The sequence below is a fragment of the Microbacterium candidum genome, assembly GCF_030315975.1.
GTDB lineage: Bacteria > Actinomycetota > Actinomycetes > Actinomycetales > Microbacteriaceae > Microbacterium > Microbacterium candidum.
The window spans coordinates 214,889-240,299 of record NZ_JASXSZ010000004.1 but is presented as its reverse complement, the minus strand read 5'-3'; the positions used below and the strand labels follow the sequence as shown (position 1 = coordinate 240,299).

At 67.1% G+C, this 25,411-nt stretch carries 21 protein-coding genes; 11 read left to right on the top strand and 10 right to left on the bottom strand.

All coding sequences use genetic code 11. From position 1 onward, the window contains the following. Positions 1-148 precede the first annotated feature (148 nt). The 3 genes from QSV35_RS13430 (at position 149) to QSV35_RS13420 (ending at position 3,898) form a co-directional block, all read left to right on the top strand. Positions 149-1,546, top strand: a complete 1,398-nt coding sequence (locus QSV35_RS13430) for an O-antigen ligase family protein (protein WP_286289292.1) — start codon at positions 149-151, stop codon at positions 1,544-1,546. After that, positions 1,543-2,859, top strand: a complete 1,317-nt coding sequence (locus QSV35_RS13425; protein WP_286289291.1) for an O-antigen ligase family protein — start codon at positions 1,543-1,545, stop codon at positions 2,857-2,859. The genes QSV35_RS13430 and QSV35_RS13425 overlap by 4 nt, the downstream gene beginning before the upstream one ends. A 79-nt stretch (positions 2,860-2,938) precedes the next feature. Next, positions 2,939-3,898 (top strand): glycosyltransferase family 2 protein, encoded by a 960-nt coding sequence (locus QSV35_RS13420; protein WP_286289290.1) that lies wholly within the window; start codon positions 2,939-2,941, stop codon positions 3,896-3,898. A 5-nt stretch (positions 3,899-3,903) separates the two neighbouring features. On the opposite strand, the gene QSV35_RS13415 is transcribed toward QSV35_RS13420, so the two are convergent. From QSV35_RS13415 to glf, 4 genes are all read right to left on the bottom strand, one after another. Further along, positions 3,904-5,229, bottom strand: a complete 1,326-nt coding sequence (locus QSV35_RS13415) for an alpha/beta hydrolase (protein ID WP_286289289.1) — start codon at positions 5,227-5,229, stop codon at positions 3,904-3,906. A gap of 122 nt (positions 5,230-5,351) precedes the next feature. Next, complete coding sequence (locus QSV35_RS13410) at positions 5,352-6,092, bottom strand: ABC transporter ATP-binding protein (RefSeq protein ID WP_286289288.1); 741 nt, start codon at positions 6,090-6,092, stop codon at positions 5,352-5,354. Beyond that, the gene (locus QSV35_RS13405) at positions 6,092-6,889 is read right to left on the bottom strand and encodes an ABC transporter permease (RefSeq protein ID WP_286289287.1); all 798 of its coding nucleotides are present in this window, start codon (positions 6,887-6,889) and stop codon (positions 6,092-6,094) included. Before QSV35_RS13405 ends, QSV35_RS13410 begins: the two co-directional genes overlap by 1 nt. Before the next feature lie 22 nt (positions 6,890-6,911). Beyond that, positions 6,912-8,063: a UDP-galactopyranose mutase gene (gene glf / locus QSV35_RS13400; protein WP_286289286.1), complete on the bottom strand. Its 1,152-nt coding sequence runs from the start codon at positions 8,061-8,063 to the stop codon at positions 6,912-6,914. 146 nt (positions 8,064-8,209) lie between these two features. Between glf and QSV35_RS13395 the strand changes: the two genes are divergently transcribed. From QSV35_RS13395 to QSV35_RS13370, 6 genes are read left to right on the top strand one after another with little or no spacing between them, the layout of a single operon-like run. After that, entirely contained in the window at positions 8,210-9,100 is an 891-nt protein-coding gene (locus QSV35_RS13395) for a glycosyltransferase (RefSeq protein WP_286289284.1), read from the top strand. 50 nt (positions 9,101-9,150) lie between these two features. Next, on the top strand, positions 9,151-10,287 hold the full coding sequence (locus tag QSV35_RS13390; RefSeq protein ID WP_286289283.1) for an NAD-dependent epimerase/dehydratase family protein: 1,137 nt from the start codon (positions 9,151-9,153) through the stop codon (positions 10,285-10,287). Further along, entirely contained in the window at positions 10,287-11,405 is a 1,119-nt protein-coding gene (locus QSV35_RS13385) for an acyltransferase family protein (protein ID WP_286289282.1), read from the top strand. The genes QSV35_RS13390 and QSV35_RS13385 overlap by 1 nt, the downstream gene beginning before the upstream one ends. Before the next feature lie 13 nt (positions 11,406-11,418). Further along, complete coding sequence (locus tag QSV35_RS13380; RefSeq protein WP_286289281.1) at positions 11,419-12,516, top strand: glycosyltransferase family 4 protein; 1,098 nt, start codon at positions 11,419-11,421, stop codon at positions 12,514-12,516. A 46-nt stretch (positions 12,517-12,562) separates the two neighbouring features. Further along, positions 12,563-13,573 (top strand): GDP-mannose 4,6-dehydratase, encoded by a 1,011-nt coding sequence (locus QSV35_RS13375; RefSeq protein WP_286289280.1) that lies wholly within the window; start codon positions 12,563-12,565, stop codon positions 13,571-13,573. Next, positions 13,570-14,499 (top strand): NAD-dependent epimerase/dehydratase family protein, encoded by a 930-nt coding sequence (locus tag QSV35_RS13370; RefSeq protein WP_286289279.1) that lies wholly within the window; start codon positions 13,570-13,572, stop codon positions 14,497-14,499. Before QSV35_RS13375 ends, QSV35_RS13370 begins: the two co-directional genes overlap by 4 nt. Here the strand turns inward: QSV35_RS13370 and QSV35_RS13365 are convergent. Genes QSV35_RS13365 through QSV35_RS13350 form a run of 4 tightly spaced genes read right to left on the bottom strand, consistent with a single transcriptional unit; the run spans position 14,496 to position 18,763 of the window. Then, a complete protein-coding gene (locus QSV35_RS13365; RefSeq protein WP_286289278.1) occupies positions 14,496-15,770 on the bottom strand; it encodes a hypothetical protein in 1,275 nt (424 codons plus the stop codon). The two genes, QSV35_RS13370 and QSV35_RS13365, sit on opposite strands and share 4 nt — an antisense overlap. After that, entirely contained in the window at positions 15,739-16,173 is a 435-nt protein-coding gene (locus QSV35_RS13360; RefSeq protein WP_286289277.1) for a DUF2304 domain-containing protein, read from the bottom strand. The genes QSV35_RS13365 and QSV35_RS13360 overlap by 32 nt, the downstream gene beginning before the upstream one ends. Continuing rightward, positions 16,170-16,901, bottom strand: a complete 732-nt coding sequence (locus QSV35_RS13355; protein ID WP_286289276.1) for a glycosyltransferase family 2 protein — start codon at positions 16,899-16,901, stop codon at positions 16,170-16,172. The genes QSV35_RS13360 and QSV35_RS13355 overlap by 4 nt, the downstream gene beginning before the upstream one ends. Before the next feature lie 14 nt (positions 16,902-16,915). Continuing rightward, positions 16,916-18,763 carry a hypothetical protein gene (locus QSV35_RS13350; RefSeq protein ID WP_286289275.1) on the bottom strand — a complete coding sequence of 616 codons (1,848 nt, stop codon included), beginning with the start codon at positions 18,761-18,763 and terminating at the stop codon, positions 16,916-16,918. A gap of 159 nt (positions 18,764-18,922) precedes the next feature. On the opposite strand from QSV35_RS13350, the gene QSV35_RS13345 reads away from it, so the two are divergent. Continuing rightward, positions 18,923-20,431, top strand: coding sequence for a DUF2142 domain-containing protein (locus QSV35_RS13345; RefSeq protein ID WP_353618980.1), 1,509 nt, complete (start codon positions 18,923-18,925; stop codon positions 20,429-20,431). Here QSV35_RS13345 and QSV35_RS13340 read toward each other — a convergent pair whose 3' ends face one another. Both QSV35_RS13340 and QSV35_RS13335 read right to left on the bottom strand, forming a co-directional pair. After that, positions 20,432-22,213: a glycosyltransferase gene (locus QSV35_RS13340; RefSeq protein WP_286289274.1), complete on the bottom strand. Its 1,782-nt coding sequence runs from the start codon at positions 22,211-22,213 to the stop codon at positions 20,432-20,434. Between the two features lie 37 nt (positions 22,214-22,250). After that, the gene (locus tag QSV35_RS13335; protein ID WP_286289273.1) at positions 22,251-23,150 is read right to left on the bottom strand and encodes a glycosyltransferase family 2 protein; all 900 of its coding nucleotides are present in this window, start codon (positions 23,148-23,150) and stop codon (positions 22,251-22,253) included. Positions 23,151-23,237: 87 nt separating this feature from the next. Between QSV35_RS13335 and QSV35_RS13330 the strand changes: the two genes are divergently transcribed. Then, on the top strand, positions 23,238-25,388 hold the full coding sequence (locus tag QSV35_RS13330) for a glycosyltransferase family protein (protein WP_286289272.1): 2,151 nt from the start codon (positions 23,238-23,240) through the stop codon (positions 25,386-25,388). Positions 25,389-25,411: the final 23 nt, after the last annotated feature.

Here is a 25,411-nt window from a genome sequence, read left to right as displayed (position 1 = left end):
ATTACACCGTTGTGATTCGGAGAGGTCAAGTCGCAGATAGTAAAGCCTCATCCCCGGGTTGAACCTTCATGACGCGCCGACGGCGTGTCACGATTCCGATACGCCGCCCCCGGAAGCGCACATGAGTGCGCGCTAATCTGAGATCACGATGGCGGTCTTCACGAAGAACCCCGTGTCGGCTCCGCCGGCACCGCCGGTCCGCGAGACGACCGGCCACCTACTGCTGCGCGCGTGGTGCATCCTGGTGCTCTTCCTCGCGGTCTCCGGCGTGTCCTGGAACCTCGCGTTCGGCGCCGTCGCCGGCGGGGCGATCGCGATAGCCAGCGGCATCGTCACCGCCGTCCTCTGGGCCGTTCTGCGCCCGGCCTTCCAGTGGCGGCGCCTCCCCTGGGTCGCGCTCGCCTACGTCGCGTACGCCGCGCTGTCGATCGCGTGGTCCGCGTGGCCTTCCACCTCGGCCCTGACCTGGCTGCTGCTGGCCATCACCACGCTGCAGGGCTTCTTCGTCGCAGCGGTGCTCACGTGGCGCGAGATCATCCGGGCGATCAGCTCGGCCCTGAAGTGGGCAATCGGACTCTCGCTGCTGTTCGAGCTCGGCGTGGCGACCGTCGTGCGGGGGCCGATCATGCCCGGCTTCGCGCGGCCTGCCCACCACTACGACCCGATCGTCTACTGGTCGCGCGGCAACCTCTTCAACTCCGGTCGCCTCCAGGGAATCTGGGGCAACGCGAATCTCCTCGGCGTCGTGGCGCTGCTCGCGCTCATCGTCTTCGGCATCCTCTTCGCCGCTCGCGCCCCCCGTCGCACGATGCTCATCGTGTGGATGGCGGTCGCCGGATTCCTCCTCATCCGAGCCGGTTCCGCCACGACGTTCCTCTCGCTCGCGGCGGTCGTGGTGGTCCTCGCCGCGGTCCTCCTCATGCGCACGACGAAGAAGCCGGCGGAGCGCACGCGCTACTACGTCATCTACGCGATCGTCGGCGTCGGCGGCATCGTCGCCCTGTGGTTCCTGCGGAAGCCGCTGTTCACCCTGCTCGGCCGCAACTCCGACCTCACGGGCCGCGAGACCATCTGGGCCAAGGTCCTCAAGCGGGCGGTGGAGCGGCCGTTCGCAGGTTGGGGATACGCGTCGCCGTGGATCCCGGGCGACCCGCACTTCGACCGCTGGATCATCGACCACGGCCAGACCGTCATGCAGGCGCACAACATGTGGGTCGACCTGTTCCTGCAGCTCGGCATCGTCGGGATCGTCCTCATGGCGGGCGTCTACCTCGCCTACATCTGGCGCGCGTGGTTCTTCGCCGTCGACCGTCCGCGCTGGGATCTCGTGGCCGACCGTACGTATTCGCCGCTGACGCTGCTGCCGACCCTCGTGGCGACAGTTCTGCTCGTCCAGGGGCTCGCCGAGTCCGGGCCGCTGATCCTGTGGGGCTGGATGTTCGTCGCGATGTTCAGCTTCAAGCTCAAGCAGGCCCCCCTCATCGGCGTCGGACCCGCGGAGGTGGGCGCCGCCATCGAGCGCGGCGACGCCGTCAGCATCCCATGAGCACCCCCGCCCACGGCCACCGGCCGGTGCACTACCTGGCGGAGGTGCTGCGCTCGGCGAACTTCGCCCGCGCGTACACGCTCGCCTCGCTCGCCGCCGTGTTCGGCGGATACGCGATCGAGCACATGTCGAGCACGGTCACGTACGTCACGATCATCCTGGGGCTCGTCCTGATCGGCGGAGGGATGCTGGTCGCCCGACGCGACGAGCTCTCCCTCTTCCGGATCGCCCCGCTGTCGGTCATCGCCTTCCTCGTATGGGCGCTCGCCAGCGCCTTCTGGAGCTCGGATGCGGAGGCCACCGTGGTCCGCTGGTTCTCCCTCGCGGGGCTCGCCGTGATCGCGATCGTCATCGCCCAGGTGCGCGACACGCTGCAGACCGCGCGCGCGCTCGGCGACGTGATGCGCGTCCTCCTGTCGATCTCGCTGGCCCTGGAGATCCTGTCCGGCATCCTCCTCGACATCCCGATCACGTTCCTCGGGATCCAGGGGAACATCGCGGCGTTCGGGCCGGTCCAGGGCATCTTCGGCACGCGGAACCTGCTCGGCTTCTACGCCGTCATCGCACTCATCACGTTCCTCATCGAGTGGCGCACGAACTCGGTGCGCCCGGGGGTGTCGGCGTTCTCGGTCATCCTCGGCGGAGTGCTCGCCGTGCTGTCCGACTCCCCCACCGTCGTCGTCCTCGGCGTGTCGGTGGCCGCCGTCACCGGCGTCCTCGTCCTGGTGCGACACACCCACCCGGCCTCGCGCGCCCCGCTGCAGTGGGGCATCGGGGCCGTGGTCGCGATCGGGCTCATCGCCGCGTACTTCCTGCGCCGCCCGATCGTGCAGATCATGGGCGCCGGGACCGACTTCTCCACCCGAGTCGACCTGTGGCGCACGATCGCCACGTACACCGGCCCGAACTTCTACCCCGTGCAGGGGTGGGGGTGGTTCGGTCCGTGGGATCCCGAGCAGTTCCCCTTCAACGTCATCAACCTCCTGATGAACGACCACCACACGTCTGCCCTCAACGCGTACGTCGACGTGCTCCTGCAGCTCGGCTGGGTCGGGCTCGTCCTGTTCGTGGCTCTCGCCGGCATCGCGCTCGTGCGATCGTGGCTCGTGGCGAGCGAGCGCCGTTCCGTCGTCTACGCGTGGACTCCCTTGATCCTCGTCACCCTCCTCATCGACTCGGTCTTCGAGAGCTTCACGCTCTTCAGCGCCGGCTGGCTCCTGCTCGTGCTGTGCGCCGCGCGCGCAGGGCAGTCCCGTTCGTGGCGCGACCGCATCGAGGCTGCTGAGCCGCGGGCGGATCTGCCCGCCGCATAGCGCGGTTCACGCGGAGGTTCGGCTCAGCGCCGCAGGCTAGGATGTGGAGGCCATGCCCCTTGCCTCCGAAACTCCTCGCATGACCGATTCCTTCTCTTTCGACCCGGCATCCGCGACTATCGTCGTCGTGACCTACAACCGCTCGGGTCTGCTCACGCGCCTGCTCGAGAGCATGACGGTCATGGACCCGAAGCCCGGGCACATCGTGATCATCGACAACGCATCCGCCGACGACACGACCGAGGTCGTCGAGTCGTTCCGCGAGCGCATCGGCACCGAGATCGTCTACCGCCGGCTCGAGGAGAACACGGGCGGATCGGGCGGCTTCAGCGAGGGGATGCGGGTCGCCTACGAGCTCGGATCCACGTGGATCTGGATGATGGACGACGACGTCGAGGTCATCCCCGACGGCCTCGAGAAGATGGGCTCCTGGGCGCCGCGCTTCAAGAGCATCCAAGGCCGCCGCTACGACTACGACGGCAGCCCGTTCTACTGGCAGTACCGTGTGGCGGAGCCCCTCGCCATCCCGATCCCTTACGCGCCGGCGGGCTTCGACGAGTCGCGCTACAAGGTCATGAACAGCGGATGCTTCGAGGGCATGTTCATCCACCGCGACATCGTGCGGCAGATCGGCCTCCCCGACCCGCGCTTCTTCATCTACTGGGACGACCAGACGTACGGCTGGCTCGCGTCGCGTCTGACCACCTCGGTGATCGTGGACGACTTCGTGCTGCGCCGCACGCGCGAGATCCGCCAGTGGGACATGGGCATCCGGCACCTCAACGCCTCGAGCGACGCGTACCGGTACTACATCATGCGCAACCGGGCGATCATCAAGAACTACTACAAGGCCGCGGGCGTCTACCGCCCGGCCGCGTTCGCGCTCGGCACGACCCTGACGTTCGGCAAAGAGCTCATCCGCCTCGTCGCCGTCGAGCGCAAGGTCCGCGGCACCTCGAACCTGTGGCGGGGGCTGCGCGACGGCGGCAAGATCGCCCGCGACGCCTCGTGGCAGCCGATGCCGCCCCTCGCCGCCTAACATCGTCATTGCAGGGCGCTGCTGGCAGAAAGTCCCCACAGCGGGCAGAGGACGTGGAGTCCCGCGGCGACACCCCCAGAGAACGCCGGACCGCTATGGGCGGCACCAGCGATCTCCGTGAGGGTCACGCTCATCCCCACCGACCGGGCCACGTCCGACATCGTCTTCTGATCTTCAGAGTAGACGCCGTCGGCAGCGCCATAGGTGAACACGGCGTTCACACCCGCGTAGCTGCCGACTTTGGCGTTCCGCATGATATTCACCGGCTTGCCTGCCTCGAACGCGGCCTTATTCCCCTGGAAGATGCGCTGAAGCGCGACCTTCGAATCCTCGGATCCGGGGAACGGTTCCCCCGAGATGTCGACGATGTTCCTGAAGGTCGAAGGCATCAGCGCCCCGTACTTGATCGCGCAACCCCCGCCGTTCGAATACCCCATGAGTGCCCAGTAGTCGGGGTCCTGGATGATATGCAGATTCTGGCGAGCCCAGTTGATGACGTCCTTCGTGATGTATGTCTGCGCCTTCCCATACTGCTTCGAGTCGGCGCACATCGGGTCGCCCTGCGTGCCGATCTGATCTGCGACGAGGACGATCGGCCCGAGGCCCTGATGCTTCTGCTGGTAGCGGTCGACAACTGCCGCGACCGCTTCCGGCCCCGGCTGGCCGGGAAACCCCATCATGAGAATCACCAGCGGAAGCGGAGGAGGATCCGGCACCAGCGCCGCAGGCGGCAGATACAGGCCCGCAGGCCGCGCTGAGAATCCGGACTCTGCCGCCGGGATCGATACATATCCCTGGCGGCCGAATACGGGCATGTTGCGCGGCGCTCGCCACGCCAGGTACAGCGACCCGTCACTCGGTACCCAGGCCGGCACGGTGGTCGAGACGGGCTTCGGTATCGGGATCGTGATCAGCGTGCCGGGCGCCGACACTCCGAGCATCTCGCCAATGGTGGGGTCGAGCCCATAGACAGCATTGATCCCTACGGCCGAAGCAGCGAGGAAGACGACGCCGCCGAGGGCGGCGAGCAGCTTGCGCCACCAACGCGAGCGCCACAGGTTCGCCATCGCGAGCCCTGCGGCGGCGAAGCCGGCGGTCGCCCACCAGAGAACCTCGAACTCCAGCTGCTCACCGAACGCGCTGGTGACATTCGAGATGACGAAGGTCGCCACCGCCGCAATCGCGCCGATGAGGATGCCGACGCTCGACGCCACCAGCCGACCTCGGCTCGGCCGGCGCACCAGAAGGTAGGCGGCGAACGCCAGCGCAACGGTATACAGCACCACCGGAAGCGGCCCGTTGAGCACTGGGATACTGAGAATCACGTCCATCTGTCAGCCCGATCGCACATCCTCTGTAAGGAGAGAACGCGCACGCAGCTGCGTGATACCCGGGCGACGTCAGCAATCGACGCGCACGATGCCTGGCGATTAGGATGCCCGAAGCACCTCCGTCACCCCACGGAGTAGTCGGCGTTGTATCTCTCGAGGACGTCCCGGAGCGGCGCGTCCATCGCGAGCCGGCCTTTGTCGAGGTAGAGGCCGCGCGTGCAGAACCGGCGCAGGTCGCCCTCGTTGTGGCTGACGAAGAACAGCGTGCGCCCTTCGGCGAGGAGCTCGTCGATGCGGCGATAGCACTTGTCGCGGAACGCCTTGTCGCCGACGGCGAGGACCTCGTCGACGAGGAGGATCGGCTCCTCCAGCTGCGACACGACCGAGAACGCCAGACGCACCTTCATGCCGTTGGAGAGGTGCTTGTAGGGCGTGTCGACGAAGTCGCCGAGTTCCGCGAAACCGATGATGTCGTCGAAGCGGCGGGCGATCTCATCCTTCGCCATACCGTGCAGGCCTGCCGTCAGCCGGACGTTCTCACGCACCGTGAGGTCGCCGACGAAGCCCCCCGTGATCTCGATGAGCGGCGCCACTCCGCCGTTGACTCCGACCGCACCCTCGTCGGAGAGGAGGACACCGGCGACGAGCTTCAGCAGCGTCGACTTGCCCTGACCGTTGCGCCCGACGACGCCGATCGACTCCCCCGACTGAACGTCGAACGTGACGTTGCGCAGCGCCCAGAATTCGTCAGGGGCTGTGCGGCGCGCAGCTCCCCCGAACAGGTCTTTGAGGCTGCGGCGGCCGCGGCGGTTGCGGCGGAATCGGATGCCGAGGTCGCGGACCTCGATCGCGGGGCGATCCATCACAGCTCCTTCAGGACCGGGCGCTCGAGGCTGCGGAAGACGAGCACGCCGGCGACCAGGAATCCGACGGACATGAGCACGCTCACGACGATCGCCGTCGTGTCCCACTGCTTCGGGAAGAACGCGACGCGGTAGAGCGTGAAGATGCCCGAGAGCGGATTGAACGCGGCGATGGTCTTGAACGCGCCGGGCAGGTTGTACATGCCGTAGATGATCGGCGAGACGTAGAACAGGGCGCGCAGGATCAGGCGCGTTGTGCGCTCGAGGTCCTTCCACAGGACGCACAGCGGTGCGATGAGGAGCCCCAGGCCGACGAGGAAAACGGTCTGCAGAAGGATGGCGACGGGGAACAAGAGGGCCAACCACGTCAGGTGAGCGCCGGTGAAGATCGCGAAGATCAGCAGCACCGGGATCGAGAAGACGAATTCGATCCCCTTGCTGAGGACGATCCGGTTCACCCAGATCGACCGCGGGATCGCCGTCGAACGCACGAGGCGCGCATCCTTGTTGAACGCCGTCGTGAAGTCGCTCACGGCCGCGTTGAACCACACCCACGGCAGGAGCGCGGTGAGCAGGAACACGATGTAGGGCTGCTCGCCGATATCGCCGCGGTGGAACACCTGGGTGAACACGAACCAGTAGATGATGCTCATGACGAGCGGGTCGAGGATCGACCACAGGTATCCGAGCGCGCTCGTCGAGTACCGGACCTTCAGGTCGCGAGCAGACAGCAGCCACAGCGCGTGGGCGTATCGCCGGGGCGAGCCGGGCTCGCCGACGGTGGTGGCTGAAGTCACGCGTTCGAGTCTATGCGGCGCGTCAGGATGCGCCTGACGGGGCGAGCTGGTTGGTCCACATCGACAGCGCCGAACCGATCGCCATGTGCATGTCGAGGTATTGATACGTGCCGAGCCGGCCGCCGAAGAAGACGTCCTGCTCGCCCTTCGCAAGCTCGCGGTAAGCCAGGAGTCCTGAGCGGTCCTCCGGCGTGTTGACGGGGTAGTACGGCTCGTCCTCGCGCCCTGCGAAGCGCGAGAACTCACGCATGATGACAGTCTTGTCGGCCGGGTACCGGTCGGCGCGCTCCGGGTGGAAGTGACGGAATTCGTGGATGCGGGTGTATGGCACCCCTGCATCCGCATAGTTCATCACAGACGTGCCCTGGAAGTCCCCGACGTCCAGCACCTCCTGCTCGAGGTCGATCGTCCGCCACGACAGCGCACCCTCGGCGTAGTCGAAGTAGCGGTCGACCGGGCCGGTGTAGACGACCGGGAGCTGTCCGACGGTGGCCTTCTTGTTGAGCGGCTGCGACTCGTCGAAGTAGTCGGTGTCGAGCTTCACCTCGATGTTGGGGTGATCGGCCATCCGCTCGATCCAGGCGGTGTAGCCGTCGGTCGGCAAGCCTTCCCACGTGTCGTTGAAGTAGCGGTTGTCGTACGTGTAGCGGACGGGCAAGCGGCTGATGATCTCGGCCGGCAGCTCCTTCGGGTCGGTCTGCCACTGCTTGCCGGTGTAGTCGCGGATGAAGGCCTCGTACAGCGGCCGCCCGATGAGACCGATGCCGCGCTCCTCGAGGTTCGCCGCATCCTTCGCGTCGAACTCCCCCGCCTGCTCATGCACCAGTGCGCGAGCCTCCGCCGGCGTATATGCCGCGTTGAAGAACTGGTTGATCGTGCCGAGGTTGATCGGCAGCGGGAAGACGATGCCCTTGTGGTTCGTGTACACGCGGTGCACGTAGTTCGTGAACGTCGTGAAGCGGTTGACGTACTCCCACACCCCGGGGTTGGACGTGTGGAACAGATGTGCGCCGTACTTGTGGACCTCGATGCCGGTCGTGGGCTCGTCCTCGCTGTAGGCGTTGCCGCCGATGTGCGGACGGCGATCGATGACGGTGACCTTGCGGCCGGATGCGGCAGCCCGCTCAGCGATCGTGAGACCGAAGAAGCCGGAGCCGACGATGAGGAGATCCATGTGACATCGCTTCCGTGATCGAGCTGCTCGCGCGATGCGCGGCGGGCAGGCGCCCCGCCGAAGTCTACGTGAGGCCCCACTGACGGGGCACGCGGCCATCCGCCGTCGGCGTTCTTCTCAGGCTGATCTCGTAGGCTCGACGCGCCATGACTTTTGAAATCTTCGTGCCGTTCTGGGGCGACCCCGGGCTCCTCTTCCAGACGATCGAATCGGTCCGCGCGCAGCGCCATTCGGACTGGCGCCTGACCGTCATCGATGACTGCTACCCCGACGAGAGCGTGGCGACCTGGTTCGCACAGCTGGACGACGAGCGGATCGTCTATGTCCGCAACGTTGTCAACCTCGGCATCACCGAGAATTATCGCGAGGCGATCAGGCGCGCGACAACGGAACACATCATGATCCTCGGATGCGACGACCTGCTGCATCCGAACTATCTCGACGTTGTACTGGCCACGATCGCCGCCGTGCCGGACGCCGACGTCGTCCAGCCGGGCGTCGAGGTGATCGACGAGCACGGCACGATCGTCCGGCCGCTCGTCGACCGCGTGAAGACCGGGCTTCTCGCTCCCCGCGGGGGGACTGGTGTCGCCGTGCTCAAGGGCGAAACGATGGCGACCAGCCTCATCCGCGGCGATTGGCTGTACTGGCCATCACTGACGTTCCGAACGGAGACCCTGCGGAGGATCGACTTCCGCGAGGGCCTTCCGATCATCCAGGACCTCGCGCTCCTGATGGACATCGCCTTCGAGGGTGGATGCCTCGCCTACAACCCGACGCTCGCCTTCTCGTACCGACGGCACAGTGCGAGCGCATCGCAGAAGACCCTGCTCGACGGACGACGGTTCCGCGACGAGCGGACCTACTACGCGCAAGCCCGCGATCTCGCCCGCGCAAAGGGATGGCGGAGGACGGCATCGACTGCGCGACTGCGCGTGTTGTCACGGCTCCACGGGCTCGCGGAGCTCCCCGGCGTCATCCGGCACGGAACACGTCCCGGGTTACAATCGACGCTGGCGCACATCTTCGCCTTCTAGACGCATGGGTGCGTTCGCAAGAGCGCGTCCCCTCTCCCAGGAGTTCACGCATGCCCGACCACGTCCTCATCACCGGCGGAGCGGGCTTCATCGGGACCCGGCTCGCGCGGCGGTTCGTCGACGCGGGTCACACCGTAACGGTTCTCGATTCCCTGCTGCCTCAGGTGCACGGCGACGACCCGCGAACCACATCGCCCCTGCTGCGCTCGCTCGACGGCATCGCCACCGTCATCGAAGGCACTGTGACATCCACTGACGATCTGCGAGCCGCGATCGACGGCGCGCAGATCGTGGTGCACCTCGCAGCCGAGACCGGCACCGGGCAGTCCATGTACGAGATCGACCGCTATGTCGAGGCGAATGTCGGCGGCACCGCGAAGCTCCTTGACATCCTGACCAACGAGTCGCACTCCGTGAAACGTCTCGTGATCGCCTCCTCGCGCTCGATCTACGGCGAAGGCGCCTACCGCACGGTGGACGGGCGCACGGTGTACCCCGCACACCGCGTCGACGCGGACATGGCCGCCCGTGACTTCGATGTGCACGAGCGGGGCGAAGGCCCGATAACGATGATCCCCACCGACGAGCAGGCGAAGCTGCATCCTTCTTCGGTGTACGGGATCACGAAGCAGATGCAGGAGTCGCTGGTCATGACCGTGGCGCCGACGATCGGCGTCGAGTCGGTCGCGTTGCGCTACCAGAACGTGTACGGCCCGGGACAGTCGCTCAAGAACCCGTACACCGGCATCCTCTCGATCTTCTCCACCCTCATCCGCCAGGGGAAGGCGATCAATATCTTCGAGGACGGGCTGGAGAGCCGCGACTTCGTCTACATCGACGACGTCGTAGAGTCCACGTTCCTGGCCTCCACACTTCCGTCCGCGGGCGGTCACACGATCAACGTCGGCAGCGGAGTCGCGACCACCGTCAACGAGGTCGTCGCCGCTCTGTTCGCCGCCTTCGGCAGCGAAGTGCCGACCACCATCACCGGCAATTACCGCCTGGGCGACATCCGCCACAATGTCGCCGATCTCGCGCGACTTCGTGAGGTGCTCGAGTACGAGCCGCAGACCGACTTCCGAACCGGCGTCGGCCGATTCGTCGAGTGGGTTCTCTCCGAGCCGATCGAAGAAAGCGGGTACGAACGCTCGCTCAAGGAGATGGCGGAGCGGAGCCTGCTCAAGTAATGGTCACCGCGCCCACCTCGAGCCGTGCGTTCCCGCACAAGCGCAACAGTCTCAATCTCTTCCGCCTCATTCTGGCGGCCATGGTTCTGTTCGCGCACGCGTTCTACATCACCGGTCACGGCACAGGCCCGATGCTCCACGGCGAGAACGTCGGCGGTTGGGCTGTCGCGGGGTTCTTCGTCCTCAGCGGGTTCCTGATCACCGGCAGCAGGTTCAGACACTCGACCGGCGACTTCCTCGTCCACCGGATCGCGCGCATTTTTCCCGCGTTCCTGGTCGTCCTCGTCGTGACCGCCCTCGTGTTCGCCCCGATCGCGGGACTGCTCGAGCGGGGCAACTTGCACGGGTTCTTCACGACGCCGGTCACGCCACTTGAGTACATCTGGGGCAACGCTGGACTGCACGTGAGCTCGTACACGATCTCGTGGACTCTGCAGACGGTGCCCTATCCCGGCGCATGGAACGGGTCGCTGTGGACCCTCTATTTCGAGTTCCTCTGCTACATCATCGTGTGGACGCTCGGTTTCCTCGCGATCTTCCGTCGCACGCTGTGGCTGCCCGTGCTCCTGTGGGTGATGTCGGTCGGCGTCTACGCGACGATGTCGTTCTGGGCCCGGCTGGGCCTCGACGGAGACTTCGCCCTGCTGTTCAAGCTGCTCCCCTTCTTCCTCGGCGGCGTGGTTGCGTACGTACTCTTCGATCAATGGGGGCTCCGCAGGTGGGCGGGCGTCGTGAGCCTCGTCGCCGCGCTGGTCCCCATCATCCTGATCCCCGGTTTCGGCGGTCAGCTCGCTGCTCCGTTCCTGGCCTACGGCCTGCTGTGGCTGAGCACGGTCGTACGCCAGCCGAAGCTCATCGCCAAGCACGACATCTCGTACGGCTTCTACATCTATGCCTGGCCGACGGCACAGTTGCTTGTTCTGCTCGGGGCTGCCCGTGCCGGAGTGTGGGTTTTCATGGTCGCGAACGTGCTTGTGACGATCGTGTTCGCGACTGCGAGCTGGCTGCTGATCGAGCGCCCTGTCATGCGGGCGACACGAGGGCTCCGCTCCGCCAAACCTGTTCCTGTCCCCGCCACGACCGAGCACGCCCCGCCGGGTGCGCCCATCACGGATTGATAAGATCGTCCTTATGCCCCGTGTGCTCGTCGATCTGCTTTCGTACTCGGGCACAAAGGGCGGCATGGAGGTCTACGCGCGCGAACTCTATCGCTCGCTCGGCGAACTCGCCCCGGCATGGGAGTTCATCGGCTATCTGAGCAGCGAAGGCTACGCGCTCGATCGCTCTTGGTTTCCGGGCGAGACGATCAACTCGGGCATCAGCGGGGAGAACCGTTTCGCGTGGGCGCGCGGCGAGCTCTTCTCCGTTGCTCGCGAGGCCCGCAAGCGCAAGGTGGATCTCGTGCACTCCCCGGCCACCCTCGGACCCCGGCGGACGACGATGCCGACGGTCGTCACCATGCACGACATGCTCTACTGGAGCCACCCGGAGTTCATGTCGACCCCGCTGTACACCGAGCCGGTGAAGTGGATGGAGCGGCAGGTCGCGCGGAACGCTGCGCACATCATCACCGACAGCCCGGGCTCGGCATCCGAGATCCTCAAGTATCTTCGCGTCGACCCGGCCATCGTCGATGTCGTGCCTCTGGCGGGCGGCCACCCCGCCGGAGTCGACCGCTCGTTGGCCGGTACAGAAGGCCCCTTGATCATCGCGATGGGCAACCGCCGACCCCACAAGAACTGGGGGTCACTCCCCCGCGCCATCGCACTGCTCCCGCCCGAGCGCCGGCCACGCGTCGTCATCACGGGAGGCCGCGGCGATGACCCTCTGGCTCCCCTCGTCGAAGAATTGGGCGTCGGCGAGTGGGTGAAGCTTCGCGGTTGGGTCACCGAGGACGAGGTCGCGCATCTCTACTCGACGTCGACTGCCCTGGCCATCCCATCGCTTGCGGAGGGCTTCTCCCTGCCGACGCTCGAGGCCATGAGCGCGGGAGTCCCCGTGCTGCTCAGCGACATCGATGTGCACCGCTATGTAGGCGGCGACGCTGCCCGCTTCTTCCCGACCCAGGACATCGCCGCGCTCGCGGAGGTCATCGACGAGGTCGTCGGCGACCCGGAACTCCAGCAGCGGATGACCGCGGCGGGCTACGCCCAGGAGCGCCGGTTCACGTGGGAGCGGACCGCGCGCGAGACACTTGAGGTGTTCGAACGGGTCCTTGCGACCCGCTGAGACGCCGCCGCCCTGGCCTCGATGCCGACCGAACAAGAGGACTGACATGCCAACCACCAAGCGCGCACTCGTCACGGGGGTGACCGGCCAGGACGGCGGACACCTCGCTGAGCTCCTTCTCGACGAGGGCTACGAGGTCTTCGGATTGGTCCGAGGCCAGAACAACCCGCGTCGCGCCGCAGCCGAAGCGGAGTTCCCGGCTGTCACCATGATCGAAGGGGACCTGACCGATCCGTTCTCGCTGACTCGTGCCGTCGAGATCGCCAGCCCCGATGAGGTGTACAACCTCGGGGCGGTCAGCCATGTGGGCTACTCGTTCAAGAACCCGACGCTGACGGCGGACGTCACCGGCAAGGGCGTGCTGAATCTGCTCGAGGCGCTCCGGCTGACCGGTCGGGCCGAGACGACGCGGTTCTACCAGGCGTCCACGAGCGAGATGTTCGGCGGACTCGATTACAACCGTCCGGGTGCGGGCTACACGGAGTCGTCGCTCTTCCACCCGCGCAGCCCGTACGGCGTCGCCAAGCTGTACGCCCACTGGATCGCGAAGAACTATCGCGAGAGCTACGGGATGTTCGTCTCCTGCGGGATCCTGTTCAATCACGAGGGTGAGCGCCGCGGACGCGAGTTCGTCACGCGGAAGATCACGGATGCGGTCGCCCGTATCCACCTCGGCCTGCAGGACCACATCGAACTCGGAGATCTGTGGCCCAAGCGCGACTGGGGCTACGCAGGTGACTACGTCCGCGGGATGTGGCAGATGCTCCAGCACGACACCCCCGACGACTTCGTGCTCGCATCCGGTGAGACCCACTCGATCGAAGAGTTCTTGTCGCTCGCCTTCGCGGAGATCGGCGTGGACAACTGGCGCCCGTACGTTCGCCAGAACCCTGCGTTCATGCGCCCCGCCGAGGTCGACATCCTCCTGGGCGACCCCGCGAAGGCAGAGACCGAGCTCGGGTGGCACCGCGATGTCGACTTCCAGGGGCTCGTCTCGCGCATGGTCGCCCACGACATCAGCCTGCAGCAGAGGCAGGGAGCCGGGTCGCTGTCGTGACAGCACCGACGCTCGTCGTCACAGGGGCGACGGGTTTCGTCGGCCGACACCTCGTCCGCCTGGCGAATGACGCCGGTTACCGCGTGTGGGCGGTCGGACGTGAGGAGTCGGCGCCGCTCGAGATCCAGGACGACGTCGATGAGTACTTCACGGCAGACCTGACCGACGCCTGGCCGGTCCCGGCTGATGTCGACGCGATCGTCCACCTCGCGGGACTCGCGGCCGTCGGCCCGTCGTTCACCGCTCCCCAGCGGTACATCGAGTCCAACAGCCGGATGGTCACGGTGATGTGCGAGTCGATCCTGAGCTCCGAGCGTCGCGCTCGCCTGCTCGTGGTGAGCACCGGCGCCGTCTATGCTCCCCGCCCGGATGGCGCTCCGACCGAGGAGACCTCCCCGACCTCGGCGACCTCCCCGTACGCTGTGGCGAAGCTCCTCGTCGAGTCCCAGGCCGCCTACTACGCGCACAGAGGTCTGGATGTCGCGGTGGCCCGGCCTTTCAACCACATCGGCCCCGGGCAGGAGTCCGGCTTCCTGATCCCCGACCTCACCCGCGCACTCACAGAGCTCGCCGAAGGCGAAGCGCTCGCGGTCGGCGACCTCGACACCGCCCGTGACTACACGGACGTGCGAGACGTCGCAGCGGCGTACATCGACATCGTCTCGGCGCCCGTGCGGCAGCACTTCGTCTACAACGTCGCATCAGGTGCGAGCCGGACGGGCCGTGAGATCCTCGCGGCGATCGCCGAGGCCTCCGGGCGACCGGTGCCACCCGTCGTCGTGGATCCGGCCCGGCTCCGGCCCGGGGACCCGCGACGCATCACGGGTTCGGCCGATCGGCTCCGAGCCGAGTTCGGCTGGGCGCCGAAGATCGACTGGCGTCGGTCGATCGCGGATTTCGTCGTCGGCGCGGACGCGGCCCCTTAAGCGGCGGAGGTCTCGACGGCGGGATCCACCGCCGGGTGACGCCACACCGCGACCACGTGCACGGCGAGCCCCACCGCGGGGGGCACGATCAGCGCGAGCCCGAGCCGCGCCTCGAACGGCAACGGAACAGGCAGCGCCAACACGGCGATGGTCAGGAGTGCGGCGCTGACCCAGCCGGCTGTGTACGGCACGTGCCGGCTGGTCGCAACCAGGGCCGGCCCGGTGATGCACATCATGCCGACGAGTCCTGCTCCCACCGTGATCGTCGCCATCATCAGCGGCGTGACCACATACTGTCCACGGGAGATGAACGAGATCGCCCATGGCCCGATGAACCAGGCGGCGACGGCAACCAGTGCGACGCCGCTCGCGACGGCTGCGAGGATGGGGAGAATCCTCCGCATCACCGCCCGCCCGGCCGATCGGAAGATCGAGATCAGGTAGCTCTGGAGGGCGAGCAGCGGGACGACGAGCGGAGCACGAGTCACCGTGATCGTGAGGATGAGCCCGGCGAGCAGCGTGCGGTCGGTGTCTCCGGCCGTCAGCCCGAGGAGCAGCGGCATGCCGTTCATCATGACGCCCATGGCTGCTGCGGCCGTGACGGTCCCGGCGGCATTGATCAGCAGTCGCCGGAGCGTCACGTCGACGCGGAAGGCGCCGACGACCCGACTACGCATCCGGGCCCACACCGCGAGGAAGGCAAGGCCGAACGGCACCGAGATGGCGAACGCGATCCACTGCGCCGACCAACCGGCCAGCAAACCGGCGACCACGAGAATGCCTCGAATCACCGCATCGATGATGGTCAGCCATGCGACCGCGTTCCACAGCCGCAGCCCGTAGAGCACCCCGCCCAGCACTGCGACGAGGACGTATCCGCAGAGCCCGATGCCCAGCGCGATCGCCAGTGCAGCTGTGGGGCCTGGCAGCACTGCGCCACCGGCCGTCAGCGCGACCAGGGCGACGGCGGCCACGACCACGCCGATGACGATGAGCGCGAAGTCGCGAACTCTCGCGTCCGGCGGTGACTCCGCGGCAGGGTGCGAGGCCCGCGTGATCTCCTGCTGCAGGCCGGAGAGTGCCGCGACGCAGAGGTAGAGGGTCGACCAATACATCGAGAAAGTGACGTAAGCAGAACCGCCCGGGAGCAATGACGGCGCCAGAAGCTGGATCGCGTACCCGATGATCCCTGCCACCGCGGTGGCGATCAGGATGGCGCGCAGGCCCGCTCCGGCGCTCTCAGCCTTCATCGCCGGAGGTGCTGTCGCCACCCGATTCCTCCGGTGCCGAGGTGCCGAGCGCGCCGGGACCACCCGCGCCGATATCAAGGCCGGCCCTCAGTCGGAGCTCCTCGACCTCGGCGCGAAGGATGGCGACATCCTCCGCGACGCGTCGGACTTCGTCCTCTGCCTGCGACAGCTCCCACGACAGATGCAGAGCCACGCCGATCAGGAGCACGAGTGCGAGCGCGAAGATCAGGTTCGACGGGACCGCGACCCCGAGCGCTCGGGAGAGCCCGAGGAGCAGCTGCGGGAAGATCGCGAGGATCAGGATGACGAACCCGATGATAAGCCACAGCGTCGCGTACTTCTCACGCAGCTGTCGGCGCAGCAGCAACGAGATGATGATGGCGAGGACCAAGAGCGCCAGGCCGATGCCGGCGACGACGATCATGCGCTCACCTCGGTGGGCCGGCGCCGACCGCGCATCAGAGCCAAGGACAGGGCGAACACGGACCGGATGAGATAGATCGTCGACCCGACCGGGTTCTGACTGGGCTTTCCGTGAACGCGCGCCCGCATCGCGACCGGGATCTGCGACACCGTCAGTCCGGAATGGATGGCGCTCACGAGCGAATCGACCGTGTCGCCGAGGTACTCCGCCGGGTAGTAGCGCACGTACTGGTCGATGGCACGCTTGTTCGCCGCACGGAATCCACTCGTGACATCGGTGAGCTTGGTCTTCGCCACTCGTGACAGCACCGCTGCCAGGAACACCATGGCCCAGCGCCGCGGGCCGTGCGCCTGGTAGTCGCCCTTGTCAGCGAAGCGCGCCCCGATCGAGATGTCGGAGTGCTCCAGCCCGGAGAGCACGATGGGGATCTCCCGCGGATCGTGCTGGCCGTCCGCATCCACTTGGATCGCCTGGTCGTACCCGTGGCGCTGCGCGTAGGTGAACCCCGTGCGCATCGCTCCCCCGACGCCCATGTTGAAGGGCAGGGCGAGGACCTGCGCACCCGCGGCCCGCGCGACTTGAGCCGTGTCGTCGGTGGAGCCGTCGTCGACGACGATCACGTCGTAGCCGGCGCGCTGATCGAGGATCTCGCGGACGGTGTTGCCGACGTTCCGAGACTCGTTCCACGCGGGCATGATGATCAGCGTGCGCTTCGGGGCCTCAGGCATGATGCCTCATTCTATCAACGGACGATGACCGCCCCGAGGCCCGGGCACGCCTGCGCGACCTCGCTCGGCAGCGCCGGACCGGAGGTGATGACCTCCACGGGCGGGCCCATCCTCTGGCGGATCTGGCACAGATCCTTCATCGAGTCCAGATCGCGGTCATACGCATAGATCCTCAGCCCGGTGTCGTCGACTCCGCTGGAGGACATCTGGATGATCCAGAACATCGTGGTGCCCTCGTCGACGTCTCCGCTCTTCCAGAGGATGCTCCGGGTCGGCGCGTCGGTGAACTGCGCCACGCGGTGGAAGACCCGGTCGCCCTTACCGTCGACGAAGAAGTCTCCCGTCAGGATTCGGGCCATTGGATTCCGCATCAGTTGCGGATCCGTCCCGTATGCGGGCACGGTGGCCTGCACCAGGGCGGCGAAGCCCAACGCCGAGAGCACCACGACGACCGTGGCGGCGGCCGCCGGCACGGCGGACAACGTCGCTGACGTCGCCAACGCGATCGCGAAGGCCACTGCGAGGATGAACAGGAGTGCCATGAGCAGCCACGCATACTTCAGCTGGTAGTACGCCCAAACCTCCTGCTGACCACGCCGCATCCACAACAGCACCGCGAGGCCCAGCGTGCCACCTCCGAGTCCCGCGATCAGAATCACGACACCGGCTGCACTGCGTCTCCGCCACGCGTAGAGAGCGCCCAGCACGAGCGTTGCCACCGCGGCCGCGACGAGCATGCGCTTGCTGACGACGAAGACCGCCCCGGCGGCCTCCTTCAGCGCCGTGCCCTGCGAGAAGTAGCTCGGAAGCGAGACGGTCGCGAAGAACACGACCGACTGGAGGAGGGCCGCGATGGCGATCACGAGCCTCCAGCCGCGGAGTCCGATGTACGCGCGCCACTGGCCGATGATGGCCAGCGCCAGAGCGACGGCCGGCACTCCGGCAAGTGGCGCCCACACCGCGAGCACGGAGGTGAGCGCCAGCGAGAGGATCACAAGCGTCGCCAGCGGTCGCTCTCTCGCGCGCACGACCACTATCAGGCATCCGATCAACAGCGCGAGCGTCAGATGGAAGTTCACGAACCCGAGCCCGAGCGCACCGGCGAGGATGAACCAGGAGAGGGGCAGCAGCGACCCGCCGGCGATGGCCAGATACCCGAGCGCATCCCGGCGACGCACGATCGCGACGAGCAGCAGTCCCGACATGACGCACGCAGCAACGATGGTCCAGCACCACATCTGTGTCAGCGCGACGATATCCGCACTCGCCGTGGAGGTGACCAGTGCATGATTCGGGAGCATGAACAGCGCGATCAGCCCCGATGTCAGCGGCACAGGGTTGGCGCCCCCGAGTGCGATGCCCCCTTCTTCAACAAGACTGCGGGCGAACAGCACGTTGTTCGCGGAGTCGCCCATCATCGACCATGACACCGGCGCTCCGCCAGGCAGGACCTCCGCGATGCCGATCACCGTGCACCAGAGAACGCCGCCGGTACCCGCGAAACCGAGCGCGGAGAGGTCACCGCGGGTGCTCGCCCATCCGCGGCGATGGAGTCTGATCGCCGACGCCGCGCCACCGAGGACGGCGACCGCGAGGACGAGTGCGATCGCGGGAACTCCCGTCCACCGGGACAGGGTGAAGACCACCAGCGTCCCCCAGCACACCGCGCAGAGCAGAAGTACGACGGCGCGCGCCAACCCCCACCGCGGGCGCAGCGCACCGAACGCGGGGACGATGACGAGCACGAGAAGCGCAGTCATCGGGCCGCCGAAGAGCGTCCACACCGCCGCCCCCACGAGGACCGCCAAGTATGCGATCAGGCCGATCAGGCCGATGCGCAGGCGCGAATCACCACGGGGCATCGCCAGCACCATCGTTCATCCGTACTCGCGACACCCTGCCGCGTTAGATCGAAGAATAGATGATCTACGGCGTCCCGTTGACCGCCGTCCCCCACCGGCACGTCCCAAGGAGCGATTCCGAGCAGTCTTCGCGCAGGATCGGCTGGGTAGGATGCGCTGGTGGAACGAACCCGATCGGCCGGCCTCCGTCTCGCTCTCGTGATCGCAATTCCCATACTCGCGTTCATCTCTCTCGGTGCGTGGGCCCTCAGCTCCCCTGTGGCGTCGAGCCCCGACGACGACTTCCACCTGCCCGCCATCTGGTGCGGGATCGGGGACCGGCCGGGCCTATGCGAGTCGCCGACCGGCGAACCGACCTCGACCGACCGATACGTACCGGCCGCCATCCCGACCGCGCCGTGCTACGCATTCCATGACACCCAGAGCGGGGCTTGTTGGAATCCGAATCAGCCCGGGATGGCGCGCGTCACTCGCGCTAACATCGACCACCTCTATCCGCCGGTGTTCTATGCCGCGATGGCACCTTTGGCGACCAAGAACATCGAGGCATCCGTCATTGCCATGCGTTTCGTCAATGCCGCGTTCATTGTCGGGGTCCTCACGGCGGTGTTCTTCGCACTGCCACGCAGGCTGAGGCCGGCGCTTCTGGTGTCCGCTCTGGCAGCGAGTGTCCCGCTGGGACTCTTCCTTCTGGCATCCACGAACCCGTCCTCCTGGGCGATTCTCTCCGCCGCGATCGTCTGGATCTGCTGCTATGGCGCGCTCACCACTGAGGGCCGACGACGATACGTCCTCATCGGTCTGAGCATCCTCGGCGCAGTCATCGGCGGCGGTGCGCGAGCGGATGCCGCGATCTTCGCCGTGTTCGGCGCGGTAGTCGCGGTCTGCCTCGCCTACAGAAGCTGGCGTCGCCAGCGCTCTGCTCTGATCGGCGTCGTGGCCGTCATCGTCGTGAGCGCCGCCTTCTACGCGAGCGCCCGGCAGAGTGGCGCGACGCTCGGGGGTCTCGGCACCGATGCCGCTCCCCTCACATTCGCTCAGAACGTGAGCAATTTCCTCGAGGTGCCACAACTGTGGACCGGCGCCCTCGGGAGCTGGGGCCTCGGCTGGCTCGACACCACGATGCCTGCCGCCGTCTGGGTCCTGACGACCGCCGTCTTCGCGGGAGCGATCTTCATCGGCCTGCGCAGCGCGTCACGCACCAAGCTGCTCATGGTTCTACTCGCCTTCACGGCGATCTGGATCGTCCCGTTCGTGATGCTTTACTTATCGCACGCGACGGTGGGGAATCAGGTGCAGCCCCGCTATATCCTCCCGCTGATGATCATCCTGCTCGGGGTGGCATCGGCGCCGAACTCGGACCAGCGCACGGAGGGCGGCCATCATCTGGCGGTGGGGGCCGCCGCGCTCGCCGGTACCGCTGCGATCGCTCTGCAGTTCGACATCCGCCGTTACACGACAGGGGTGGACAAGCACGGCATCGACCCCGGGTCCGGCGCCGAGTGGTGGTGGCCGGCCGCGCCATCGCCTCTCGCGGTCTGGCTGATCGGCGCCCTCGCGTTCGCTCTCATGCTGGGGCTGATGTGGTGGTTCTCGCGGCGAGCAGATGGACCGCTGCTGGATACGACCGACACCGTTGAGATCGCCGCCTCAGCCGGCGACTCCTGATCAGACCCGGTCGGTGCGGCTCGTGTCGGCATAGATCCGCCGCCACGAAGCTTCGCCCGCGAGCCGCTGGCCGGCGTCGCGATAGCGGGCGGCGAGCCTGCGCCAGCGGAACCAGATGCGGATGCGCAGCGCCACCGTCACGGCGAGCAGCCGCAGAGCCTCGCGGCGCGATCGACGCAGGTGGAACGCTCCGCGCCCGGCAGCGCTCTCAAGGGCGACCTCGTCCATCAGCCCCAGTCGCCACCACTTCCCGCTGCGACGCGGCACACGAGCAAGCGGCTCCGCGCTCCTTCGCGCAGGTGTCAGCTGATGCACGATGACCCTCATCAGACGCTCGATCGAGCGGACGGTGCCACGTGGCGCGGACGCGATGACGTCGACCGTCTTCAGACCTGCTAGATCGACCACCACCTGCCCCGCATCCGCAAGCTCGCGCTGGGCTCGCGCGCGGCCACCTCGCAGGGTTTCCACGAGCTCGTCCGGGCCCGCGAGGATGTCTCGAAGCGCCGCGATGCGCACATGTACGGAGCCGTACTGCAGACACAGGATGTGATTGACGTCCTGCATCCAGGTGGCGGAGAGCACTCGGCGCGGGCGTCTCGAGTGGAGGAGCGCCGTCACGATCCGGTTTCTAAGCTGGTAGTACGCCTGCCAGTCCAGGCCGTCGTCCTTCGCCGTCCACGGAACGTGCCACAGCGCGACCCCGGGAACAGTCACAGTTCGGTGACCCGCCTCCGCTGCCCGCAGCCCGTATTCCGCGTCATCCCATTTGATGAAGAACGGCATGGATGCGCCGATCCGACGCACGACGGCGATCGGGATGAGACACATCCACCAGCCGTTGAAGTCGACGGGACGGAATCGGCGAAGTGCGGGAGTCGACTCGATCGGGTGATCGAGGAGATCGGCGGAGACGAGCGAGGGCTCGACGGCCTGCCACCACATCGTGCGGCGGTCCATCTCATCGCCCATGGAGTGCAGCACAGTGGGGTCGATCAGACTGAGCATCTGCGCTCCCAGGAGCGGGGCATCTCGTGCGACGGCAGCCAGTGAAGCAAGCCTGCGGATGGACTCGGGCTCGATCCGCACATCATCATCGAGGAGGAGGACATGCGTGGCGTCTGCGTGGACAGCCTCGAGCATGCCCCTGCTGAATCCACCGGATCCGCCGAGATTGTCCTGTTCGATGACGCGAACGGGCACGCCGTTCCCGAGTCGTCCCTGTGGAACGCTGGATGAAACAGACTCGCGTCCCTGATCGACGACGATCACCTCGGCGATCGTGTCGCGCAGTTCGTCGTCGGCGAGCGCATCCACCACCGCCGCGCAGTCATCGACCCGATCCATGGTCGTGATCGAGACCGTGATCCGCGAGGGCAAGGGCTGTGGCGCGACGACCAGCCAGTCGACGTCCGACACGACGACGGGCTCGGCGCCAGAGTCCGTCTCGAGCCATAGCCACGTCGCGTCCTCGGGAACCGCGCCGAGCTCGAGCGTCAGCGAGCCCGCACCGTCGACCGTCGTCAGGGTTCGTGGATTCCCGGCGGCACCGATGCCGACGACGCGGTGCGTCGCAGCGGCGCTCGATTCAAGACGAACTGTGACGACGTCCACCCCCGCCGCGGATCGCCAGATCCCGATCGGGAAAGCGTTGAAGTAGGTGGCGAAGGAACCTCGACCATGCGCACGGATGCGCGCGGCGCGTCGGCCGGTCGCGTCCGCATCGCCCCGCAGGTAGAGTCCCGCGGCACGAGTGCCTGTTCCCTCGACAGGGAAGACCATCCGTTGAGCAAGGTACATCGGATCTGGGTGGGTCCCGTCACCGCCCACGCAGTCGCCTCCACCCCGAGCGGGCTGCCCCGGTGGCACGCTGACCCAACGTGCGGTTCATCTCGAGCTGTCGGGATACCTCGTCTTCGATGTAGCGGGCGAGGTAGAGCACGAGCCCGTCCCCATGGGCGGCGACATGGGCGCGCAGCGCTTCGTCGCGGATCATCCGGTCATAGCGATCGTGGTCGCCCGCGAGCACGATCATGCTGTTTCCCAGCGCCCCCGCCTGGCCACGACGCTGCATCCAGAACGCGCGGACACGATCGGACAGGTACGCCACCGTGAACCGCCTCAGCACCCGCAGATTGAACTCCCAATCCTCGGCCGCGTGGACGTCCTCTCGGTAATAGCCGACTTCCTCGTGGAGCGACCGGCGGTACACATACGCGATCGGGACGAATCGATTGACCTGGAGCACGTCGGCATACGTGATCTGCGCCATCGCCCCCCAGAAAGGCTCCCGCCCGAGCTCGACCACGCGCTCGCCGTCGACTCGCTCGTACACGATCTCCGTCCGCGACACCACTCCGGCGTCGTCCGGGTGGCGGTCCAGCCAGTCAACCGATGCTTCGAGGAACGAGGCATCCCACAAGTCGTCATCATCGTGCAGGACGACGTAGTCCGTCCCCAGTGCGCGGACGCCCGCGTTCGCCGCAGCCGACCGACCGATGCCGTCGGTACGGTGGATGACCTCCACCCGCGACCGCACGTCATAGTCGAGGGCCGCGACCAGGCGATCGACCGCGACAGGATCGCCGCCGTCGTTCACGACCACGGCGCGCCACGCCGCGAACGACTGCATTGAGATGTCGAGCAGTGCCCGTTCGAGGAAGATCGGCCGGTCCTGGGTCCGGACGACGATGCCGACTCGGGCGGACGATTCAGGCACGCATTCTCCTGTCGGGCTGCCGAGGATATCGATTCGAAGGCTACCATCCAGGCCTCCGCCCGCCGTCCGGGGTCCTAGACTCCAGGAGTGCTCACCCGCCTCAGGAGACTCTGGCGCAGCGCACGGGCCCTTCCGGGCATCCGCGGCGTCCTGCTCTCCGCCGACCGTCTCTGGTGGTCGCGAGTCATCCGCGGGGCAGGCATCGTGGATCTCGACTACGTCGCCATACAACTCAACCGGCGGGTATCCACTCGGCGCGCGGTCCGGATCTACGTCAGACGCGGCTTCCGGACCGGCCTCTCCCTCAACCCCCTGTTCGCGGAAGGGCTCGTCTCCGCGCAACTCCCCGACGCCGACCGGGTGCCGGCGATGTACGCGTATCTGATCGGCGACCCCGCGAGCGTCGAGACCAGCCTCGCGTGGGACGCCATCGCGTACGGGACGGCCCATCCCGAGAGCGCACATGCGGCCGGAGGACCCCTCGGTCACGCCTGGCGCGCGCTCCGCGACGGAGACGCGCTTGCTCTGGGCCTGGACGGGCGCACCGTCGAGGCGTCGCACGCGGATCTCCTGACTGCTGCGCGTGCCGCTACGCACCCGAGCACGGTCGCGGATCCCGAGGTCCCCGCCTCGTCGATCGTCATGCTGTGGTCGCTCGACGAGGCAGATCGGGATGGCGCGGCAATCCGTCCCGCGCTTCGGCCCCTGAGCGAAACGCACTCGACTCTCGTCCTCGCGATCGACCTGGCTCCGCTCGACGTGCGCCTCGCAGTCGCCCCGCTTGCGTTCGTCGATCCGCGCGTACGGCTCGCGTGGACCGCAGACGAGCAGCGACGACTTCAGAACACGCTCGACGAACGCACGGTGCTGGTCGTGCGACAGCCGCGCGCAGCGATCTCTGCGGACTCGCTGATCCGTCTGATCGATATGGCGCAGTCTGGCCCCGTCGCTCCGCTGTGGGTCTCGACCGACGGCACCGTGGTGTCAGCCGGTACGCGCCCGCGGCAGGGGCGGATGCAGCGCGTGCTCGCGGGATACCCCATTGAAGATGCGCGCGCACTGGGTGTCACATTCCGGTCGGCGACGCTGGACGCGCCCGTGACTGCCGTGATGGTGGGTGACCAGCGGTCGCCTCGCGTCCTGTTGGATGCGATGGTCATCGCGGCCCCCTCGGACGAATGGCCGCAGTCGGTGGACGCATCGGCCGACGACGACGGCTTCTCCCTGCCTCCTGTGCGCGGCCTCGTGTTCGACGACGGGTCCGACTGTCGCAGAGTCCTATCGGACGTGACGCTCTCCGACGGCACCACGCTGCCGCGTTTGCGATGGGCGATCAAGACGGCCGCCCCGGCCGGCCCCCGCGGAGAGTCGTGGGGCGAGACGCATTTCGCCCGGGCCCTCGCTGTGGCGCTGGAGCGACTCGGCCAATACGTATCGATCGATGCCAGGCCCGCGGCCGCTCGCCCTACAGCGAGTCTCGATGACGTCCACCTCGTTCTGCGCGGACCGCACGCACTCCCCGCGCCTCGCGGCGGCCGATCCGTCCTGTGGATCATCAGTCACCCCGATGAGATCACCGCTGACGAAGTGGCGGGATTCGATCTCGTGTTCGCCGCTTCCGAACGCTGGGCTGGCGCTGCATCGGTCAAGTTCCAGGCCGATGTGGAACCGCTGCTGCAGTGCACGGATGCACACCGGTTCCATCCGAGCGGGTTACAGCACGGCGACGACCTCGTCTTCGTCGGCACGGCACGGGGGATCGCACGCCCCTCCGTCGTGGAACCCCTCCGTGCCGGCATCCCGATCCGCGTCTATGGACCTGACTGGCGCGGATACATCCCGCCGTCCGCCATTGCGGGGACCCACGTCTCGAACGACGAGCTGCCGAGGCTCTACGAGACCGCCGGCGCTGTCCTGAACGACCACTGGCCGGCGATGCGACGCGAAGGTTTCGTCTCGAACCGCCTCTTCGACGTCGTCGCCGCGGGCGGGCGGGCGATCAGCGACGAGGTCGAAGGCATCGCCGACCTCTTCGGCTGCGCGGTGCGCACCTACTCCGACGTACCGGAGCTTCTTCGACTCGTGGAGACGCCACTCGAATCGCTGTTCTGTCCGGACATCGACCTGATGGAGGTGTCGCGACGGATCCGGGAGCAGCACTCCTTCGACGCACGGGCTCGGGCGCTGGTCGATGCGGTCGTCGGGAGAAGCGGCGAGGGGCGCGCTGGGTCTCGGTGACAGCGGACACCGAGGGCACTCCG

Excerpts from the sequence above, each read along its gene's own strand:
- QSV35_RS13385 (WP_286289282.1), top strand. The coding sequence starts at position 10,287 with ATGGTCACCGCGCCCACCTCGAGCCGTGCGTTCCCGCACAAGCGCAAC.
- QSV35_RS13380 (WP_286289281.1), top strand. The coding sequence starts at position 11,419 with ATGCCCCGTGTGCTCGTCGATCTGCTTTCGTACTCGGGCACAAAGGGC.
- QSV35_RS13420 (WP_286289290.1), top strand. The coding sequence starts at position 2,939 with ATGACCGATTCCTTCTCTTTCGACCCGGCATCCGCGACTATCGTCGTC.
- QSV35_RS13390 (WP_286289283.1), top strand. The coding sequence starts at position 9,151 with ATGCCCGACCACGTCCTCATCACCGGCGGAGCGGGCTTCATCGGGACC.
- QSV35_RS13360 (WP_286289277.1), bottom strand. The coding sequence starts at position 16,173 with ATGATCGTCGTCGCCGGCATCGGCCTGGCGCTCTTGGTCCTCGCCATC.
- QSV35_RS13355 (WP_286289276.1), bottom strand. The coding sequence starts at position 16,901 with ATGCCTGAGGCCCCGAAGCGCACGCTGATCATCATGCCCGCGTGGAAC.
- glf (WP_286289286.1), bottom strand. The coding sequence starts at position 8,063 with ATGGATCTCCTCATCGTCGGCTCCGGCTTCTTCGGTCTCACGATCGCT.
- QSV35_RS13410 (WP_286289288.1), bottom strand. The coding sequence starts at position 6,092 with ATGGATCGCCCCGCGATCGAGGTCCGCGACCTCGGCATCCGATTCCGC.
- QSV35_RS13415 (WP_286289289.1), bottom strand. The coding sequence starts at position 5,229 with ATGGACGTGATTCTCAGTATCCCAGTGCTCAACGGGCCGCTTCCGGTG.
- QSV35_RS13375 (WP_286289280.1), top strand. The coding sequence starts at position 12,563 with ATGCCAACCACCAAGCGCGCACTCGTCACGGGGGTGACCGGCCAGGAC.
- QSV35_RS13425 (WP_286289291.1), top strand. The coding sequence starts at position 1,543 with ATGAGCACCCCCGCCCACGGCCACCGGCCGGTGCACTACCTGGCGGAG.
- QSV35_RS13430 (WP_286289292.1), top strand. The coding sequence starts at position 149 with ATGGCGGTCTTCACGAAGAACCCCGTGTCGGCTCCGCCGGCACCGCCG.
- QSV35_RS13350 (WP_286289275.1), bottom strand. The coding sequence starts at position 18,763 with ATGCCCCGTGGTGATTCGCGCCTGCGCATCGGCCTGATCGGCCTGATC.
- QSV35_RS13395 (WP_286289284.1), top strand. The coding sequence starts at position 8,210 with ATGACTTTTGAAATCTTCGTGCCGTTCTGGGGCGACCCCGGGCTCCTC.
- QSV35_RS13340 (WP_286289274.1), bottom strand. The coding sequence starts at position 22,213 with ATGGTCTTCCCTGTCGAGGGAACAGGCACTCGTGCCGCGGGACTCTAC.